Consider the following 18,995-nt stretch of genomic DNA (forward strand, 5'->3'; position numbering starts at 1 on the left):
ATTTCGTCCTAATGACGTCCTGCACCTCCCTGAACGAGGGCGGGTTTTCGAACGATGCTGCGGCGCGAGCATACGCAGCGTAGCGTTGCGGGAGCTTGGCAGTGTCCCAATCCGGTACGCTTTTCTTGATCGAGTTCGCACCATCTGACGATCCACTCCTCGTGGATCAGCACAAGGTCGCGGACTGTCACCTCGTCGTAGACGACGTCGGAGATCATCATCTCGTTCTTGATCTGGGCGCGCTTGCTCTCGTCGTCGCGGAGGCATTCGTAGTGGGGGTGCCACCATACCCGCGTAGGCGCTTCCCCTCCCCAGGTTCGGATCACGTCGTGAACAACGAACAGAGCGGTGCGTAGCGGGTCGAAGTCGCGCGGTTCACCATCGGCGCCGGTTCCCCAGAAAGCGTGCTTATGTTCGCACATGCGTGCGTATACGTGAGGCTGTAGGTGCTCGAACTCCTTCCAAGAATGATGACCAACCGGCCTCAGCGATATCCTCATATTTAAGAGGCTTCTCGCCAAACTCCTCGCACACATCGTCATACAGCTTCTTGGTGGATCGCAGCACTTTCCCCCTGAACAACGCCCGATCAGAAGGCGGCGTCCTGTCCGGAACTCTGAATTGCCTGCGAAATCTGGGCGCCAGTCTGGATGGGCGCCGGTACATACTCTGGACAAACGCTTTCTCGGCTCCGTCGGCGGTGAGCGCCACCTGACGCGGCTGGGCATCGGCCACAGGGCATGACCCGACGGTCAACTGGGCGCTTGCGAGACGGCCTCTCCACCGGTCAAGCGTTACGTTTATCCGCCTTCGTTGGCTATGAAGCCTGTTGAACTCGCGACACTTCGCTCGGGCCTGCTCGTAAGAACCGAATGAGAACGCCACAAACCCGCCCAAGCGTGCAGGAAGCGGATAGGTTTCTAGCCCCCTCTCATCCCTCCAGTCGTTGGCAGCCGTGTGATCGAACCATCCATTGAGGCGACGCATTGGGAGTTCCGCCATCAACGCGGAGGTCTTCCCGATGCCCTCGACCGATTTGATGAGCGTGAGCGGCTGGCGGCGAGCGGCGAGTAGAAACGCCTGACCGAGAGCCTTCCGGGCACCATCCGCATCCGTGGCGGCGCAGGCGAACTTGCGCTCCACCCAATGCGCCCCGTCGGACAACTGCACCGCCGGAAGGAAGCTTTCATTCGATGGTGGCACATCTCCGTTAAGGATGCGGAGCGTGTCCGCCAGCCCCTGTGGTAACAGGAATGCCTGATGGAAATTGTTCCTCCCTTGGATCAGAAGTCTCTTATAGTCCCCCCTCACCACGGTCGAGGGGTGGACGTCAGTGGAACTGTTCCTGAAGTAGACGGCGGGTTCGCCGTTGATGCTGGTGATCGACACCGGTTCGGGATATTGACCCCACATGGCGCAGCAGTATCCTCGTAGGTCGTTCAGCACAGCGTTCGTGTCGATAGTGGCTCCCGTCTCCTCCGACATGAGGCGTGTGTGCGACCGAGCGGGAGGCGGCGGTGGCTCGATAGATGCGCACTGATCAGGGTGGATGAACCATTCCGTTGCGCCGTTAGGAGCGCGAGTAATCAGCATCTCGAAGAGCACCAGTTGGGGGACGGGCCATCCGGGCGGCACGCCAAGCAGGTGGCTTTCACTCGCAATGCGCACTCCCCAGGGGGTTCGCTTGAACTGCTCGTAAAGCCTAAGCTGCGGATCGAATGGCTCCGAACATGGAATCACCTGTTTGAACTCGCCGACCAACCTGAGCCACGCGGTCTCGTGCAGAAACCGCAGCGACGCATCAGGCACATCGCCTTGCCACCGCTCCAGGAGTTGGCGATTGCCGTCGCACAACGCTCTCGACAGGTGCCGGGTGTCGAAGATGAAGTGGAAGTGCAGGCTCTTGTTGCCGCCATACACGACGGTGACACCACGGAAATCCATGAAACGGCTTAGGAGCTTAATCAGTCTCCCAAGCGGGGAGTTTATCGGCTTGCCGTCAGGTGAGCGGAGCCAGGATAGCTGCAATTCAAAAAATGCCCGGTCAGCCTTATCGACCTCCAAAGTTATTACCGAGATGCCGACATTTGCAGTGCGACATCTAGGCGGCGGCCCCCAATTGGGCTCGCCTCTCTCATCAATGCCGAATAGCCCCGCGTTCTGCTCCGGGATGCAAAGGCCATTTGTGAACAACGGCGATCTCTCCTGAATCTCGTAATCTGGTAGGCCACTTACAAGGAGATTACGGACGTGGATGTGGCGGCGCGCTCTGTAGTCGGCTCGATTTGCAAGGCAGATGTGCCAGCCTGCCGCTTCATTAAGCAAACGCTCGCGTAGAAATTTGTTGAATAAGTCGTTGCGTTTCTGAGTTAATCTCGGCGCAGCAGACCACGCACCCCTTAACTGACGGTCTCCGTCTCTAGAAAGAGCAGAGCGCATCAACTTAACTGATTCCTCCATATGATCGCTTACCGCCGTACAGAGTTTCATCGTATCAACTTCGCCATCCTAAACAACTAAGAGGGAGGCGCCATGCTTTAAAGCAGGCGCCCCAAAACACACTAGGTAACAACGCCTGGTGACCCCACCAGAAGTTCCTCTTTCACTTCTTCTATGTAGTCGGCCAATGTACCCGTGACGAACGTTGCCAATGCGTACGCGCTCGGCATCACGCCTTCAGACATGGCTCCGACAAATGCCATTTGCTCCATAATGCTCTGTTCATCCACGCATTTCATTTCCTCGTTCATGAAACCATTCACATATTCTTCCGCATACTGCCGGGCTGCCATCACTGCGGCCTCGGGAAACTGACGGAATAGGTCAGAGCCGAGATCATTGATTGCTGATTGCAGCACGGCTTGCACCACCGCAATAAGCTCCCTTCGAAGCGCCCTGCTCAGAGAGAAACCAACCCCGACATGATAGGAGTTCCGATCAATAACTCTCAAGACATCCCTGACACAAGGCGGCTCTTTGTCGAATTCAACAACCCCCTCAAAGCGTCCGATATGGATATGATTGCTATTACCGTCTTTCAGATCAGGCGTGAAGTCGCTGTTCTTACTCACTTACATCTCCGCTTATTACTGTGGTTGCGCCATGGCCACGAGATCAGAACTTCCGTCTCGTTAGGCAAAAAGCGTATACCGGCAAAAAGGCGGCTTTTCGAGTGCGAAAAAGTGGTATTCGGTAATATTTTTCCGGAATCACATAATGTAATGCCAGCTTATAAGCGACGGTTTTCTTGGTGAAGAAGAGAAATACTCGATATGCCAAGCGGATGAACACCAAGACTACATCATACTCTGAGCAAATTACATCAATTCAACTTACCATACATCTAAGCGCGAAAGTAAATTAGACGTTCTTTGGCGCGACTGTCGCTTTAATCCAATGGTTTGCCGCACCTTCATTATCAGTCGAGTGGCGGCCCACCGTCATGGATCGACGAAGCGATGTTGAACGCGTGTTTATCTATGACGCGACCAGTTTGGTCCGTTAACATCGACAAAGCTTGTACTGATTGAATCGAGGTCTTATTCGTCAAGCGAACCTGTCCAGCCCCACTCCACCGGTACGGCATCGATGATGCCATGGTGACGCACCCAAACATGCTCTGGATCGACCCAGACGACCATCATCCCAAGTCGGCTTTCGATGGCGTCGAGTTCAATTCGCTCCGCTCGTGAAAAGTCTTCATATCCCTCGATGTAACTGTCGATGGCACACCCGATCTCCAGAAGCTCAGTCAGGGTCACACTACTGCACATCCGCTTGACTACATCCAGAGCCGCGCGCTCGAGGGCGACTTCATCAGCTTTAGAATGCATGTAGTCGCTACAGTACACCTTGTCCAAATCACACATTTCTACTTTTCTAGACACAGTATGCTTTCCTCATGGAATCACTTGGGCATCGCATGAACACGCCCTGTGCACGGCTGCAGAAGCACTTCCGCAATGAATACTAGAGGCAACCTCCTCAAGAACGCTCATAGCGCGTTCGCCCATGCGGACCGTCGCGTAGGCTTTGACTGCCTCGGCAATGACTTGGCCGTGGGTAGAGCCGCTGAGAGCCGCTAACACGGCGGTAAGCTCCTTGACCATAACCAGGTCGGCACGGGACCGGAGTCGCACCTGCCAGCGCAGATTGGCATCATCGTCCATGGCGACGCTCTCCCTGCTTCCGTTCGAGCGCCTTCGCGATGCGCTCCAAGACGGCGGTTTGCCGCTCATGATTCTGCACGAATCGGACGATGTACCGTTTCAGCAGTTCTACGTCGCTCTTTGTGAAGTTTTCGTTCAATGCCTGAGCAGGTACCGCAATCCTTCGAGGAATACCACATCGGCGAAGTAGATCATCGGTCTCGTTATCGAATGTAGTCATGAAGCGCAGGCCCCAGTGCCATTCGAAAATGAGAATAAATTGTACATTTGATTACCCCCCGTCTGACAGGCAGTGCCTGTACTACTATTTACCGGAGGGATGCGATTTGCGTGTCAATCAGGGAACACTGCTGCGCTTTAGCCCCCACCGGTGGGAAGTATGGCGGGGTCATGCGCGGAGAACGCATTGGTTACGGCCTCGAGGGTTCAGCCGTGCGTCACTTCGGTGCTTGATCGTACCCACGTTCCGACCGGTGGTGTCGCGGATAACCTGCTCGCCGCCAGAATCGGGGGTGATCGTAGTTGTCCGCCGACCTTGCCGATCCTTCATAACCGTGCTGCCTTTTGATCCTGCCTCGACCGTTCCGACGTGACATCCCTGGCTGTCCCGGAGCAACTGCTTATCACCAGGGCCACTATCAACGGCGCCGATCCAGCGACCAGCCGCATCCCGCTCGATAAGCTGCCCGGCGCGTTCCGGCTCCGTGGTTCCGATCCCGCAACCAGCGGCATCGCGGCGGCTCATCAGTTGCCGGTGCCGGGTTGAATGGTCTCTACCCGGCGACCGGCGCCGTCACGGAGGATGAACCCGTCGTCGGCATGAGCGTGGGTGACGGCGGTCACCCACGCCACCGGCAGGACCGCGCTGGTTTCGGCGCTCCCACCCGTGTTATGATACTCCTTCACGCGAAACCGTCCCGTCGCTTGCGCACGGCCAAAGCCCACCTATTCGGCCCGCTTGGCTTCGAGTAGCAGGCACTGTCCACGCAGCGTCACCGGGTAGTTGCCCAGGTAACGGCGACCGCATCCGTGCCATGCCCAACGCACGAACACTCTTGGCTTCGGCCTAGACACCCAAACCAGCCTGCGTCGATGTGGGCACAGCACGTAGTGGCGCATCCGAGAAAAGGGCTGGGCGTTCACCTCCTCACGGTCGATCACGGCGGCACGCAAGATTCCAGCGAGTGATCTTGCGATAGACGCGCCTGGATACGCTCGAGCGCCCTCTGGTCGGAACCGTTGATGCGGATTAGGCGGTCCGCGACACTTTGGTCCGAAAGAACGGCGACGTCCGCCGCGCCGGGGGCATCGTCGATCCAGAACCACCCAGCAGGAGATGTCAGGTCAATTCCCTCGATCTTTGATCCAGACCACGTTGCTGCAGGGACAACTCGGAGCACACGTGCCCACTCATCGGGAAGGCGCGTCACACCCAAGGCATGGCGAAAGGCCCGAATAGCCCCTTGGGCATCGCCAGTGCGACACCGGGTGGACAGCCACCGGCATTCGAAGTGTTCAACCGCCCAGGCGAGAAAACCGAGCGCATCGGGCGCGATCTCGTAGGCGTTGTGCAAACCGCTGATGTCGGCCCGGCGGCGGAGAAAGGTGCCGTCGATGTCCAGATAGAGCAGCGGGCGCATCGAAGGCGGCGAGGCACGGTCCTCAACGCTCATTGGTCCTCCCCGTCCTCAGCGTCGCCATATCTGATCACATCGCTTCCCCAGCCCGGATGAATGCGCCCCGTCTGGATTCGGAGGAGTCTGTCGAGCACCTTGTTGATGTGAGCGCCAATCATGATGCGCCAGATGGTATTGCGGTTGGGGGTATAGCCCGGATGCTGCCGCCGTCGCCGGGCGATCCACTTCTCCTCCAGGCGCGGTCGTAAGTGGTCCAGCGCCTTGCGCGCGGCGAAAAACTCGTTCACCGCCCGATGAAGAAGGGCGCGGTCCAGTTCCTCGCCGATGTTGATGAGCGGCAGCTTTGCCGCGCGCCGAAGGGCATTGCGTTGCCAGAGGTCTCTGAGAATGGACTCGCGTGCAGTCGTATCGTCCATGGCACCCTCCACCGTTCTCGAACTCCGATCCGTTTTGTTGTGCGCTCCTCGCGCAATTCGATAACGCTCGGTCCGGACAAAGCGGCCAGCCACGTCACGGATACCTCCGCCCCCTCAACTCCTACGACGAGGGGCGTGTTCCCCAGTCAGGCAGCGGACGCTGCCGGACGCCGCGCGTCGAGTGCTACGATGGCCGCGTCAAGGGCGTCGGGCGCCAGGTGAGCGTACCGCAACGTCATCTGCATCGTGGCGTGACCGAGCAGCTTGGACACGGTCAGCAGCGGCACGCCGCGCATGACCAGCCGCGAGGCGAACGTATGGCGCAAATCATGCAGTTTCACGTCATCCAACCCCGCCGCCCGCGTCGCCGTGGACCATGCGCCGTGCGGGTTGCGAAACGGCACACAGATGGTTCCCGGCATCCGCACGCACCCCATCTGCCCCTGCGGGCGATACAGGAAGACCCGTGTTTCACCGGCAGGGCACGCTTCGGCAAGCCGACGCAACAGCGCCGCCGCCCGTCCGGAGAGCGGAACCGAACGCGGCTTGCCGGACTTGGTGGTCATGAAGCGGACCGCTGGGCGTGGCAGCCGTTCCAGGTCCACATCGCCCCAGGTGAGCGTCACCGCCTCGCTCAGGCGGGCGCCGGTCTCGATCAGGAAAACACAGAGGTCGCGCAGATGCGGCGGGCTGTGGTCCAGCAGGCGCGCCTCTTCCGCCTCGGTCAGCCAGCGATGCCGCGCGTTGTTGAGTGGCAACAGGCGGATCGTTGGCACCGCCGCCAGGGCGCCCCACTCGCTGTGCGCCTTGCGCAGCACCGCCTTGACCGTCGCCAGATAGCGGTTAACCGTCGCGGGCGCTTTGCCACGCCGAAGCTCGGCATCGCGAAACGCCGCGATCACCGGCGCCGTGAGCGCGGCGAGCGCCGTCTTCGCGCCGAGCGCGGCGCGGAGATGACCGTAGACGTAGCGGTCCCGTTTGGCCGCCGTCGCGTTACCCCGTGGCGCGACGACGCTCGCGTCGTAGCGCGCCAGGGCCTCGCCCCACGACAGGTCGGCCACCACGCCCATGACCTCACGGTCGTGGAGGTTTTGCCGCCAGCGGCGCTCCAGCGCCTCCGCTTTGCGCCGGGACGTGGTGCCGCTCGACTTGCGGAACCGCTTCCCGTGGAACTCGAATTCAATCTGCCACAGGTCGGACCCTGGACGGCGAACGACGGTCATGCGACGGCTCTCGGTGGTGGTCCCCACGGAATCCCCCACAGTCAGCCATCGCTGTTTCCGTCATCCGCCGCGACCCGAGGCAGCCCGTCGGCTAAGTGGTTGTTTTCACTCCCACTCGATCGTGCCGGGCGGCTTCGACGTGATGTCGTAGACGACGCGGTTGACGCCGCGCACCTCATTGACGATGCGGTTCGACACGCGGGCCAGGAAATCGTGCGGGAACGGGTACCAGTCGGCGGTCATGCCGTCGGTCGAGGTCACCGCGCGCAGGGCCAGCACATGGTCGTAGGTCCGCCCGTCGCCCATCACGCCCACGGTGCGCACCGGCAGCAGCACCGCGAAGGCCTGCCAGATCGCGTCGTAGAGGCCGGCGTTGCGGATCTCCTCCAGATAGACCGTGTCGGCCTTGCGCAGGATGTCCAGCTTCTCCGGGGTGATCTCGCCGGGAACGCGGATGGCGAGGCCCGGACCGGGGAACGGGTGGCGGCCGATGAAGGCAGCCGGCAGGCCGAGTTCGCGGCCCAGCGCGCGGACTTCGTCCTTGAACAGCTCGCGCAGCGGCTCCACCAGCTTCAGCTTCATGCGCTCCGGCAGGCCGCCGACGTTGTGGTGCGACTTGATGGTGACCGACGGGCCGCCGGTGAAGGACACGCTCTCGATCACATCGGGGTACAGCGTGCCTTGGGCCAGGAACTGCGCGCCGCCGACCCTGGCGCTCTCCTCGTCGAACACCTCGATGAACAGACCGCCGATGATCTTGCGCTTCTGCTCCGGGTCGGTGACGCCGGCCAGCTTGCCCAGGAACAGCTCCGACGCGTTCCGGTGAACCAGCGGGATGTTGTAGTGGTCGCGGAACAGCGTCACCACCTCCTCCGCCTCGCCGGCGCGCATCAGGCCGGTGTCGACGAAGATGCAGGTGAGCTGGTCGCCGATGGCCTCGTGGATCAGCACGGCGGCCACCGAGGAATCGACGCCGCCCGACAAGCCGCAGATCACCTTGCCGGTGCCGACCTGGGCGCGGACCTTCTCGATGGCCTGCTGCTTGAAGGCGGCCATGGTCCAGTCGCCCTTCAGGCCCGCGACGCGGTGCACGAAGTTCGACAGGAGCTGCGCGCCATGCGGGGTGTGCACGACCTCCGGGTGGAACTGCACGCCGTAGAACTGGCGGGCGTCGTCGGCGATGGCGGCGAAGGGCGCACCATCGCTGACCGCCACGGCCTGGAAACCGTCCGGCAGGGCGGTGACGCGATCGCCGTGGCTCATCCACACCTGCTCGCGCGAGCCGACCGCCCACAGGCCGTCAAACAGCGCGCAGGTCTGCTTCACCTCGATGAAGGCGCGCCCGAACTCGCGGTGGTCGGAGCCCGACACGGTGCCGCCGAGCTGGTGGCACATCGTCTGCTGGCCGTAGCAGATGCCCAGGACCGGAACGCCCAGCGTGAAGACCACCTCCGGCGCGCGCGGGCCGTTCTCTTCGGTGACGGAGGCCGGGCTGCCCGACAGGATGATCGCCTTCGGCGCGTAGTCGCGAATCCGCTCCTCGCTCATGCTGAACGGATGGATTTCGCAATAGACGCCGGCTTCACGGACGCGGCGGGCGATGAGCTGGGTCACCTGCGACCCGAAATCGAGGATGAGAACGCGCTCGGCGGACATGGACGACAACCTGATGCGGGGGGACAAGCCCCTGACTACCGCATTTCAGGCCCCGCGGACAAGCGTGCAAGCGGGGCGAGGTCGCGCCAGCCATAGGCGATCTCCACCAACTCCGCTCCGGCGAAGCGGATGGGCCGCTCCGCCACGCGGACACCGCCCAACCGCTCGTAGAACCAGCGCGCCGGGTTGTCGCGCAGGCACCACACCACGGCGGTGCGCTTGCCGCCCTCCTGGAGCCGTTCGGCCATGGTCGCCATCAGGCGGCGGCCCAGCCCCTGCCCCTGCGCCTCGTCCAGCAGATAGAGGGCGTAGAATTCCCCCTCGTACCCCTCGACGGGAATGCGGCGCCCGCCGTAGGTGGCGAATCCCACCACCGAGTCCATGCCGTCCACCACGACCAGGGCGCCCTGCCCCGGCCCGTGCGCCTGGACGGCGTTGTGCCAGCGCATCGCCGCGGCGGCTTCCGACAGGTTGACGAGATAGGTGTCGGGGACGAGGCCTGGATAGGTGGATTGCCACGTGGCGACATGGACCTTGGCGATGCCCACCGCGTCCGACGGGCGCGCGTCGCGAATCACCAGCGCTTCATCCATGGGACATCTCCGGACCCGTTTCCCACCCCAATGGAAACTGGGAGCCGGGCCGGAGCATGTCCAGTCAGCCAAAAGAGCCGGGACGACGGCGGAAGGTCCGCAGCAGACGCGACCTTCGGGTTACGGGGCCGGGAGCGCCGGAACGCCCGCCTGCCACTGGTCCCAGTGGGAAACGATGTGGTCGGTCATGCGCGCGCCGACCAACGCCACATTCTCCACCGTCTCGGCGAAGCCGCCGGCGGTCTCGCCCGGCTTCGGGTCGAGATGCTCCAGCGTGGTTTCCTTGGGGTTGCCCTGGTCGAAGTTCACGGCGCCACGCAGGCTCATCACCCGGTCGGAGCCCAGCGTGCGCTTGATGACCAGCGTGATCGCCGCGGCCTCCATCTCGGTGATGACGTAATCGTCGGCGCCGTAGAGCTTGGCGATGTACTGCGCCTGCTCGGACATGCCGGGGCCGTGGAAGAAGGTGTCGCCGGTCATGTGCGTGCCGGTGCCGACGAAGGGCGCGCGCCGGGCGGCGTCCTGCGGGTAGCGCTGGCGGTAGGCGCGGGCGCTGTCGGAGTCCTTCAGCGGCGTGTCGCCGGTCAGCTTCATGGCCCAGGAGACCAGGGCCGGGTTCAGCTGGAACAGGCGAACGGACTCGTAACCCTTGCGCGGCATGAAGGTCGGTTCGCCCGGCTTGCCCTCCTCCGGCGCCCAGCGGTGGCCCAGGTCGTAATCCACAAGCCAGGTCGCCCAGTTGACTTCGGCGATGGTGCCGCGCGATGGCGGCGTGCCGGCCACGCCGGAGATGATGAAGTAGGCCTGCGACAGGTCGAGCTGCGGGTTCAGCAGGATCGCCTGCATGGACGCGGAGGAACTGACCTTCCCCATGCCCAGAACCGCGCCGCAGACGCCGTCGGCGTTGCAGTAGACCGGGTTCAGCGCACCCTTGACGGCGATCGGCTCGGCGGACTGCCAGTAGCGCTCGTACCAGTTCTGGAACTCGCCGGCGCGGTCGCCGGTGTTCTTGCCGATCTCGAACATGGCGCCGACGAACACCTTGACCTTGACCGGCTCAGCCGCTTCGGCGGAGGTGCCCAGCCCCAGCAGGAAAAGGGCGGACAGGGCGGCGCTCCGCCAGCGGGACGTGTTCCACATCATTGCGCTCCAACATGCGGGGAAAGGTCGCACCCTAACCGCAAACCTTGCGCTCTGACCCACACGAAATCAGCAGAGCCCCACGCGCGTCGCCGCATGAGAACGGCCCCCACTCCACGTCTGTCCGGGCCGCAGCCCGCCCCCTTGCTGATCCCCTCACTTCCGCTTCCCAACAAACGATCTCCATCCGTTCATTCTCACACAACACCACCGTCGGCCTGCAGATAAAACTCCATCAATTTGATAACACTCTCATTGTCATATCACTTCAACTCCGTTCAATAAGAGACCATTCAACTGTAAATCCGTGCGCACCACATACTCTGTTATACTTAGATATCTAACTATATTTAATGGAGCATTAATCGATATCGGTGACCATAGAGGGCGCAAAAAGTACTGTGGGCGAAGATCGAGAGGCGGACCAATGGCCAGCGGCGCGATCAACACTTCCCTTCCCTTGTCCGCTACGGGATATTGGAAACCCATACAGTCCGGCACCGGCTCTCCCGAACATCCGGTTTCAAACGCGGGAAGCAGCAAGAGCGCGGATGCCGTGTCCGTGAGCAAGCTCGGGCAGGCGTTGAGCGGAGTTGCCGCCGATGTGTTCAAGCAACTCGACTCCAAGGCCCGTGGGATGCTGGAAGGGCTCGTCAACGCGGGCAAGATCAGCGCCGACGACGCGGTGACCGGACTGAAATCGCTGGCGACCAAGGCGACCTTCAACCGCTACGTCTCCGAACGCCCCCGCGACGAGGAGGACAAGCAACGGCTCGCCGACTCGGAAGCCGCCTGGCAGAAACTGCAGGCTTATGGCAGCCGGATGTCCGGTGCGCTGTCCGAGGTCGGGCGCAAGACTCAGGAGATTCAGGAGGCCCACCAGCGCGGCGAAATCTCGATGGACGAAATGAACGAACGCCTGAAACCGGTCCAGGACGCGTTCAAGAGCGACATCGCGGCGACCCGTGGCGCCTATGGAAGGCCGACCGATCAGACGGCCATTCTCAGCGACGCCAGCGGATTCACGAAAAACATGCAGGGCTTCAAATCCGCGCTGGCATCCATGGGCGCGGACACTGGCTTCGCGGATCTGTACGCGCCGGATGGCGAGGCCGCCGAGCAGAAGCTTCAGGAACTCGGCTTCGACCGGACCATTTTCGGCAACGCGTTCCAGAAATTCGCGGAAACCGTCGACATTCCCGGCATTGAGCCCAAATCCGCTGCCCCCTCGCCGCCGCCCGTCCCGGAAAATCAGGCCGTCACGGACAAGCCCTCGGACTCCGGCCTCACGCACAAACTGGCCGATGCCCTGAAAGGCAACGCCCTCACCATGTTCAACGAAGCGCTGGGCGACGAGGACCGCCGGAAACTGGACGACGCCGTGCGCGCCGGCACCCTGACCGGTGAAGACGTGGCGAAGGGCTTGACGACGCGCCTGAAACGCATCGGCTTCGCACAGTCCGGCGTCGATGTCGCCACCGTCGATCTCGATTCGGAGGCCGCCAATCGCGCGCTCAGCGGAGCGCTGCTCCTTCAACGCGGCCAGCGCCAGGCCGACACGCCGGCGCAGCCGGACAATTCCCCGATCCGCGTCGATAAGCCGTCGGCATCACCATCCCCGGCAACCGGAAGGGATGCTCAGGCCAGCGCCTATTTCCTCACCATCGAGGATGGTGGCGATGATGCGGCGAAGAAGATCGCCGATCTCGGCATCAGCCTGAATCCGTTCGCCGCCTTCGGCGACACCGTCCGCCGCCTGATCGGCAGGGGGATCTTCGATTACCGGTAGTCCCACGTGCGCCACGCCGCGTCATGGCTGGCGCCTTGTGGTGTCTTGTCACTCGGGCTGTTCCCCGTCTGCCGCTTCCACCGGCTCCTCTTCCGCCTTGCGCACCATCACGGCGGCGAAGAAGCCGTCGGTGTCGTGGCGGGCCGGGGTCAGGCGCAGATACGGCCCCTCAGCGGGCGGGGTGCCCGCGCCCTCCTCCGCCCAGACCTCGGCGACCGGCAACACGGTGAAGTCGGGGTGGGTCTCCAGGAAGGCGGCCACCTGCTTCTCGTTCTCCTCCGGCAGCAGGGAGCAGGTGGCGTAGACCAGCCGCCCGCCGGGCTTCACCAGCCGGGCCGCGCTGTCCAGGATGTTCGCCTGGAGCGGAACCAGTTCCGCCAGGCCAGGGCCGAGCTGGCGCCAGCGGCTGTCGGGATTGCGCCGCCAGGTGCCGGTGCCGCTGCACGGCGCGTCCACCAGCACGCGGTCGAACTTGCGCTTGTGCCGCTTCACCCAGGGGTCGCGCTCGCTGGACAGCGGGTGCGCCTCGATGTTGTGCAGGCCGGCGCGGCGGAACCGCTCGGCGGCGCGCTTCAGGCGCCCGGCCAGCACGTCGCAGGCGACGACGCGGCCCTTGTTCTTCATCAGCGCGGCGATGGCCAGCGTCTTGCCGCCGGCCCCGGCGCAGAAGTCCACCACCTGCTGCCCCGGCTTCGGCGCGACCGCGATCGCCACGAGCTGCGAGCCCTCGTCCTGGATCTCGACCAGACCGTCCTTGAAGGCGTCCACGGCGCCCAGCGGCGGGCGGCCCTGGACGCGCAGGCCCAGCGGCGACCACTGCGTCGGCGTCGCCGTGATCTGGGCGCGGGCCAGCGCCTTGATCGCGCTCTCGCGGTTGGCCTTCACCGGGTTGATGCGCAGGTCGAGCGGCGCGGAGTCCAGCAGCGTCCGCATCTCCACCGCGAAACGGTCGCCCATGGCGGCGCGCATCGGCTCCTCGGCCCAGGGCGGGCATTCCACCGCCACGCTTTCCGGCATCTGCGGATGGTCCAGCGTGTGGGTGTCCAGCTCGTTGGCGAGCTTCGCCTCCTCCGGCGTCAGCGGGTCCGGGGCGAACTTGGAGGAGCCGAACAGCGCCTTCACCGTCGCCGCGGCCTTGCCCTCGGCCAGGATTTCGTTGGCGAGCGCGCGGGCGCGCGGGGTCGGCGGATGGCCCTGACGCTCCAGCCACCAGCACAGCCGGGCGTGCCGCCGCAGGATCGCGTAGGCCGTCTGCGCCACCGCGGTGCGGTCTTTCGACCCGATGTAGCGGCGGGCGCGGAAATAGGCGCTCATCACCGCGTCGGCGGGGCGCGGGGTTTCGTCGATCTCGGTCAGCAGGTCGATGACCGCCTGAAGGCGGGCGGCGGGGGTCATGGGATGGTCCTCGGATAGATTCCCTGCTCGATAACCCGAGCGGGGGGCGCTTGTCATCCTCCGCGCACGCGCGGCAGCCTTTCGAGTTCGCCGCCCCAGGCGCGCGCCCTGTGACAAGACGGCCCGATCGAAACCATCCGCGCGAAGAGCGGTTGACCGCAATCCCATGAATGAGGCAAAAAAGGGGTAGTTGTTCTTGCCCCGGCTCTCTTGCGGGCGGCAAGTCCAGCGCTCCCTCTTCTTCGACGTCTTCTTGAAATCTGGTGCGGGGTCCGCGATGACGGCTGCGGTCGGCAGTGTCATGGCGCGTGCGTTGGCGCGCGTCTCCACCCTTCTTGCGTTCGGCCTGCTGGCGGGCTGTGTGGGCGACGCGGCGACCGGATCGGGACCGGGCGGCGGCGTCACCGCGGCGTCCTGGCGGCCGGGCATGGAGAAGGTCTCCGCGGATTTCCGCGGACTGCCGGGCTGGATCGACGACGACCACGCGCAGGCCCTGCCCGCCCTTCAGCGCACCTGCCGCTGGGTGGCGTCGCAGCCCGCCGGCAAGCCGCTCGGCCCCAACCCCGCCGCCGGCACCACGTCGGACTGGCGTCCGATCTGCGAGGCGTTGCGCGGCCTGCCCGACGCCCAGCCGGAAACCGCCCGCCGCTTCTTCGAGGATCACTTTACCCCCGTCGCCCTGTCCGAGGGGCAGGAGGGGCTGTTCACCGGCTATTACGAGGTCGAGTTGCGCGGAAGCTGGACCCGGACCGAGCGCTACAACGTCCCCCTCTACAAAGCGCCGAAGCGGACCAAGCGCGGCCTGCCCAGCCGCGCCCGCATCACCGACGGCGCGCTGAAGGGCAAGGGGCTGGAAATCCTGTGGGTGGATGATCCCATCGACGCCTTCTTCCTGGAAATCCAGGGGTCCGGCCGGGTGCGGATGACCGACGGGTCGGTGGTGGCTCTGGGCTATGGCGGGCAGAACGGCCACCGCTATGTCCCCATCGGGCGGCACCTGATCGACATCGGCTACGCCACGCCGGAGCAGGTGACCATGCCGCTGATCCGCCGCTGGCTGACCGAGCATCCCGGAGAGGCCAAGCGGGTGATGAACCTGAACCCGTCCTACGTCTTCTTCCAGCTCCGCCCCGACGTCGGCGCGCGCGGCGCGCGCAACATGGAATTGACGGCGGGCCGCAGCCTCGCCGTGGACCCCGGCTACGTCCCGCTCGGCGTGCCGCTGTGGCTGGACGTCCGCGAAGCGCCGGTGCCGCAGGGCGAGATCAAGCGCCTCGTCGTCGCCCAGGACACCGGCGGCGCCATCAAGGGTGCGGTGCGCGGCGACCTGTTCTGGGGCCATGGGGCGGAGGCCGCGGAGGGCGCCGGGGTGATGAAGGCCAAGGGCCGCTACACGATGCTGGCGCCGCGCACCACCTCCTTCACGCTGGCGCAACGCCGCTGAGGTCTGGTCGCCGATGCTGGTACGATTGCCGGAGTTGCCCAACCGCGCGGCCGCCCTCACCGCGCTGGAGGACATCTTCTTCCTGTCCACGCTGCGCAAGGACTTCGCCTCGGCGGAGGAGCGTGCGGCCTTCTTCCGCACCTGGACGGGCTGGTATGTGGAGCGGGCGCCGGACGACCTGTGGTTCGCCTTGGCCGAGGACGGCACCGTCATCGGCTATCTGACCGGCTGCAAGGACAGTGCCGGGGCGCTAGACCTCGCCCGCATCATCCCGAAATACGAGGTCTTCGCCGACCGCTTCGCCGCCTTTCCCGCCCATCTCCACATCAACGTCCGGCCCGGCTTCCGCGATCATGGGATCGGGCGGGCGCTGGTGGACCGCTTCGCGGAGGACTGCCGCGCCGATGGCCTGCCCGGCCTGCATCTGGTGACCGGGGTCTTCGCGCGGAACGTCGCCTTCTACCAGCGCGCCGGCTTCACCGCGGCGACCCAGCGGGGGGCGCTTCTGTTCCTCGGCCGGCGCTTGGATTGATGGCCGCTCAGAACGCCGGTGGACAGCCGCCGGCCTTGAGCACCCGCTGCGTAGACGCTGGGTTGTTGGCCAGCTTCGCCGCTGGACGGACGGGCCGCCGCACCAGTTCGCCGCCGCAGTTCGGACAATGTCCCTTCAGCACCCCATCCCGGCAGTCACCACAGAAGGTGCATTCGAAGGAACAAATGTAGGCATCGCGGGAGTCCGGGGGCAAATCCCGGTCGCAGCATTCGCAGTTGGGCCGCAGCGCAAGCATGATGGGGATCGCCTTTCCGTGGTTCAGCGATGATAGCAACGGCGTAGCAGCGGGAGAACAGGCGGTGGCGCAATGCAAATGCGCTTGGAATCCCTCTCCCGCCCCGGGAGAGGGTGGCGCCGCAGGCGCCGGGTGAGGGTTGCGCGAGAATCACGATGCTTTTCCTTGCCGGTACCCTCACCCTTCCCACGCTTCGCGCGGGCCCCTTCCCTCTCCCGGGGCGGGAGAGGGAGTGTTTCAGAATCCGAACGGCCTTCCCAACGCGGCGCCCCGCGCCTTAAGGTCCGCAGCAGCATCGACGACCGCCCGCCCTGGAAAGCCTGTCCCGCATGATCCGCCCGCCGCGCCTGATCGAAAGCCCGCAGAATCAGCAGTTCAAGTTGTGGGAGTCACTGCTGGAGAGCCGTGGCCTGAAGAAACAGGGCAAGTTCCTGCTCGCGGGGCTGAAGACAGTGCCGGAGGCGCTGGCCCGCTGGCCGGAGCGCTTCTCCACACTGCTCGTCACCGATCCGGCGCAGACCGAGGGCTGGCGCCTGCCCGCGGGGCTGGAGATCGTCCAGCTCGCCCCCACCCTGTTCCGCACCCTGGACGCCTCAGGCACCGGTTTTCCCCTGCTCGTCGGCACGGTGCCGGACACGCCGTTGATCGACCTGTCGCAACCGCCGCAAGGACTGGAGCTGATCTGCGCGCTCGGCGATCCCAACAACCTCGGCGCCCTGCTGCGCAGCGCCGCCGCCTTCGGCGCCCGGCGAGTGATCCTGCTCGATGGCGCGGCGCACCCCTATCACCCCAAGTGCCTGCGCGCCGCGTCGAACGCCCAGTTCGAGTTGACCCTGCTGCGCGGCGGCCGATGGGAGGATGTGAACCGGGCCGCCGGGCCGTTGGTCGCCCTGGACGCCGGTGGCGCCGACATGGCGGCCTACCGCTGGCCGCGCGACGTCCGTCTGGTCCTTGGCGAGGAAGGCCAGGGCATTCCCGCCGCCCTGCCCGTCCAGCGCCTGTCCATCCCGACCACGGGGGCCGTGGAATCCCTCAACGCCACCGTCGCGGCCAGCGTGGCGCTGTTCAGCCACTTCGCCGCCAACCGCTGACCGTGAAACGCTGAAACGCGGACACGAAAAAGGCGAGGGGAACGCCCCCTCGCCTTCTCGAACCTCACTCCAAGGAGCGTCCGATCAGCCCTGGCGGTAGTTCGGCAACTCGTTGGTGATGGTGATGTCGTGGACGTCGACTCTCGCGCAGGCCGGCGTTGGTGATGCGGACGAATTCGCACTTCGTCTGCATCTCGGCGATGGACTGGCTGCCGGTGTAGCCCATGGCCGCGCGCAGACCGCCGACGAGCTGGTGGATGACCGCCGACACCGGGCCCTTGTAGGGCACGCGGCCTTCGACGCCTTCCGGCACCAGCTTCATGGTCGAGACTTCCTGCTGGAAGTAGCGGTCCGCCGAGCCGCGGGCCATGGCGCCCACCGAGCCCATGCCGCGGTAGCTCTTGTAGGAGCGGCCCTGGTACAGGATGACCTCGCCGGGGCTCTCGTCGGTGCCGGCGAACAGGCTGCCCAGCATCGCCACGCTGGCGCCCGCCGCGATGGCCTTGGCGAGATCGCCCGAGAACTTGATGCCGCCGTCGGCGATCACCGGGATGCCCATCTTCTCGCAGGCCTCGACCACGTCCATGATGGCGGTGAGCTGCGGAACGCCGACGCCCGCGACGATGCGGGTGGTGCAGATGGAGCCGGGGCCGATGCCGACCTTCACGGCGTCCGCCCCGGCATCGACCAGCGCCTTCGCCGCCTCGGCGGTCGCCACGTTGCCGGCGATCACCTGGGTGTAGTTGGACATGTTGCGCGCGGCGCGCACCTGATCCAGCACCTTCAGCGAATGGCCGTGGGCGGTGTCGACCACCAGAACGTCGACGCCGGCGTCGAACAGCGCCTCGGCACGGCGCAGACCGTCCGAGCCGGTGCCGGTGGCGGCGGCGACGCGCAGGCGGCCCTGGGCGTCCTTGCAGGCGTTGGGATAGGCCTGGGCCTTCTCCATGTCCTTGACCGTGACGAGGCCGATGCAGCGATGGGCCTCGTCCACCACCAGCAACTTCTCGATGCGGTGCTGGTGCAGCAGGCGCTTGGCCTCGTCCTGGCTGACGCCCTCGCGCACCGACACCACGTCCTTGGTCATCAATTCGCTGACCGGCTGGTTCGGGTTGGTGGCGAAGCGGACGTCGCGGTTGGTCAGGATGCCGACCAGCTTGCCGCTGCCGCGGAAGTCGTGGCTTTCCACCACCGGGATGCCGGAGATGCGGTAGTCGGCCATGAGCTGGAGCGCGTCGGCCAGCGTCTGGCCCGGCGTGATGGTGATCGGGTTGACCACCATGCCGGACTCGTACCGCTTGACCTTGCGGACCTCCTCGGCCTGCTGCTCGATGGTCAGGTTGCGGTGGACCACGCCGATGCCGCCGGCCTGGGCCATGGCGATGGCGAGGCTGCTTTCGGTCACTGTGTCCATCGCCGAGGACATCAGGGGGATGCCCAGTTCGATGGTCTTGGTCAGGCGCGTCCGGGTGTCCACCTCGTTCGGCAGGACCGAACTTTCGGCCGGAACCAAGAGGACGTCGTCGAAGGTCAGAGCTTCGCGGATCGTGGACGAGCGGGCCATCGGCGGTCTCCCGGGAGATAAAAAGGGGCCGGAAAAAAATTTGGCGCACTATACACAAGACCGTGGGCTTGTGAAGGCGCCTGAACCACA

General features: G+C 64.6%; 18 protein-coding genes and 1 pseudogene. 4 read left to right on the forward strand and 15 right to left on the reverse strand.

The genetic code is table 11. The features are described 5' to 3' along the window. Nucleotides 1–8 precede the first annotated feature (8 nt). The 12 genes from ACWPN7_RS06575 to ACWPN7_RS06630 form a co-directional block, all read right to left on the reverse strand. Nucleotides 9–422 (reverse strand): hypothetical protein, encoded by a 414-nt coding sequence (locus ACWPN7_RS06575; protein ID WP_492273207.1) that lies wholly within the window; start codon nt 420–422, stop codon nt 9–11. Further along, nucleotides 409–2,064, reverse strand: a complete 1,656-nt coding sequence (locus tag ACWPN7_RS06580; RefSeq protein ID WP_492273208.1) for a hypothetical protein — start codon at nt 2,062–2,064, stop codon at nt 409–411. Before ACWPN7_RS06580 ends, ACWPN7_RS06575 begins: the two co-directional genes overlap by 14 nt. Before the next feature lie 497 nt (nt 2,065–2,561). Beyond that, nucleotides 2,562–3,071, reverse strand: a complete 510-nt coding sequence (locus tag ACWPN7_RS06585; protein WP_492273209.1) for a hypothetical protein — start codon at nt 3,069–3,071, stop codon at nt 2,562–2,564. Between the two features lie 468 nt (nt 3,072–3,539). After that, on the reverse strand, nt 3,540–3,860 hold the full coding sequence (locus ACWPN7_RS06590) for a hypothetical protein (RefSeq protein WP_492273210.1): 321 nt from the start codon (nt 3,858–3,860) through the stop codon (nt 3,540–3,542). Between the two features lie 39 nt (nt 3,861–3,899). Further along, on the reverse strand, nt 3,900–4,169 hold the full coding sequence (locus ACWPN7_RS06595; protein ID WP_492273211.1) for a hypothetical protein: 270 nt from the start codon (nt 4,167–4,169) through the stop codon (nt 3,900–3,902). 744 nt (nt 4,170–4,913) lie between these two features. Continuing rightward, nucleotides 4,914–5,075, reverse strand: coding sequence for a hypothetical protein (locus tag ACWPN7_RS06600; RefSeq protein ID WP_492273212.1), 162 nt, complete (start codon nt 5,073–5,075; stop codon nt 4,914–4,916). A gap of 251 nt (nt 5,076–5,326) precedes the next feature. Further along, a complete protein-coding gene (locus ACWPN7_RS06605) occupies nt 5,327–5,842 on the reverse strand; it encodes an HAD domain-containing protein (protein WP_492273213.1) in 516 nt (171 codons plus the stop codon). Beyond that, nucleotides 5,839–6,222, reverse strand: coding sequence for a hypothetical protein (locus ACWPN7_RS06610; RefSeq protein WP_492273214.1), 384 nt, complete (start codon nt 6,220–6,222; stop codon nt 5,839–5,841). The genes ACWPN7_RS06605 and ACWPN7_RS06610 overlap by 4 nt, the downstream gene beginning before the upstream one ends. 146 nt (nt 6,223–6,368) lie before the next feature. Further along, a complete protein-coding gene (locus ACWPN7_RS06615; protein WP_492273215.1) occupies nt 6,369–7,445 on the reverse strand; it encodes a tyrosine-type recombinase/integrase in 1,077 nt (358 codons plus the stop codon). Nucleotides 7,446–7,550: 105 nt separating this feature from the next. Beyond that, on the reverse strand, nt 7,551–9,101 hold the full coding sequence (gene guaA / locus ACWPN7_RS06620) for a glutamine-hydrolyzing GMP synthase (RefSeq protein ID WP_459197196.1): 1,551 nt from the start codon (nt 9,099–9,101) through the stop codon (nt 7,551–7,553). 35 nt (nt 9,102–9,136) lie between these two features. After that, nucleotides 9,137–9,694 carry a GNAT family N-acetyltransferase gene (locus ACWPN7_RS06625; protein WP_040134296.1) on the reverse strand — a complete coding sequence of 186 codons (558 nt, stop codon included), beginning with the start codon at nt 9,692–9,694 and terminating at the stop codon, nt 9,137–9,139. A gap of 120 nt (nt 9,695–9,814) precedes the next feature. After that, entirely contained in the window at nt 9,815–10,834 is a 1,020-nt protein-coding gene (locus tag ACWPN7_RS06630; RefSeq protein WP_040134297.1) for a purine-nucleoside phosphorylase, read from the reverse strand. A gap of 562 nt (nt 10,835–11,396) precedes the next feature. Here ACWPN7_RS06630 and ACWPN7_RS06635 point away from each other — a divergent pair. Beyond that, a complete protein-coding gene (locus tag ACWPN7_RS06635) occupies nt 11,397–12,623 on the forward strand; it encodes a hypothetical protein (RefSeq protein ID WP_459197195.1) in 1,227 nt (408 codons plus the stop codon). A gap of 48 nt (nt 12,624–12,671) precedes the next feature. Here ACWPN7_RS06635 and ACWPN7_RS06640 read toward each other — a convergent pair whose 3' ends face one another. Continuing rightward, entirely contained in the window at nt 12,672–14,018 is a 1,347-nt protein-coding gene (locus ACWPN7_RS06640; protein WP_149651295.1) for an RsmB/NOP family class I SAM-dependent RNA methyltransferase, read from the reverse strand. Nucleotides 14,019–14,295: 277 nt separating this feature from the next. Between ACWPN7_RS06640 and mltA the strand changes: the two genes are divergently transcribed. Next, nucleotides 14,296–15,462 (forward strand): murein transglycosylase A, encoded by a 1,167-nt coding sequence (gene mltA / locus ACWPN7_RS06645; protein WP_149651296.1) that lies wholly within the window; start codon nt 14,296–14,298, stop codon nt 15,460–15,462. Between the two features lie 13 nt (nt 15,463–15,475). Then, nucleotides 15,476–15,994, forward strand: coding sequence for a GNAT family N-acetyltransferase (locus tag ACWPN7_RS06650; protein WP_201044533.1), 519 nt, complete (start codon nt 15,476–15,478; stop codon nt 15,992–15,994). Between the two features lie 7 nt (nt 15,995–16,001). Here the strand turns inward: ACWPN7_RS06650 and ACWPN7_RS06655 are convergent, their stop codons facing one another. Next, complete coding sequence (locus tag ACWPN7_RS06655) at nt 16,002–16,250, reverse strand: DUF1272 domain-containing protein (protein WP_175429769.1); 249 nt, start codon at nt 16,248–16,250, stop codon at nt 16,002–16,004. 329 nt (nt 16,251–16,579) lie between these two features. Here ACWPN7_RS06655 and ACWPN7_RS06660 point away from each other — a divergent pair, with 329 nt between their 5' ends. Next, nucleotides 16,580–17,341: a TrmH family RNA methyltransferase gene (locus ACWPN7_RS06660; protein ID WP_451993356.1), complete on the forward strand. Its 762-nt coding sequence runs from the start codon at nt 16,580–16,582 to the stop codon at nt 17,339–17,341. An 84-nt stretch (nt 17,342–17,425) separates the two neighbouring features. On the opposite strand, the pseudogene guaB reads toward ACWPN7_RS06660, so the two are convergent. Then, nucleotides 17,426–18,905: pseudogene (gene guaB, locus ACWPN7_RS06665) on the reverse strand (IMP dehydrogenase). Nucleotides 18,906–18,995 lie beyond the last annotated feature (90 nt).

Source organism: Azospirillum sp. UENF 312511, from assembly GCF_058780635.1.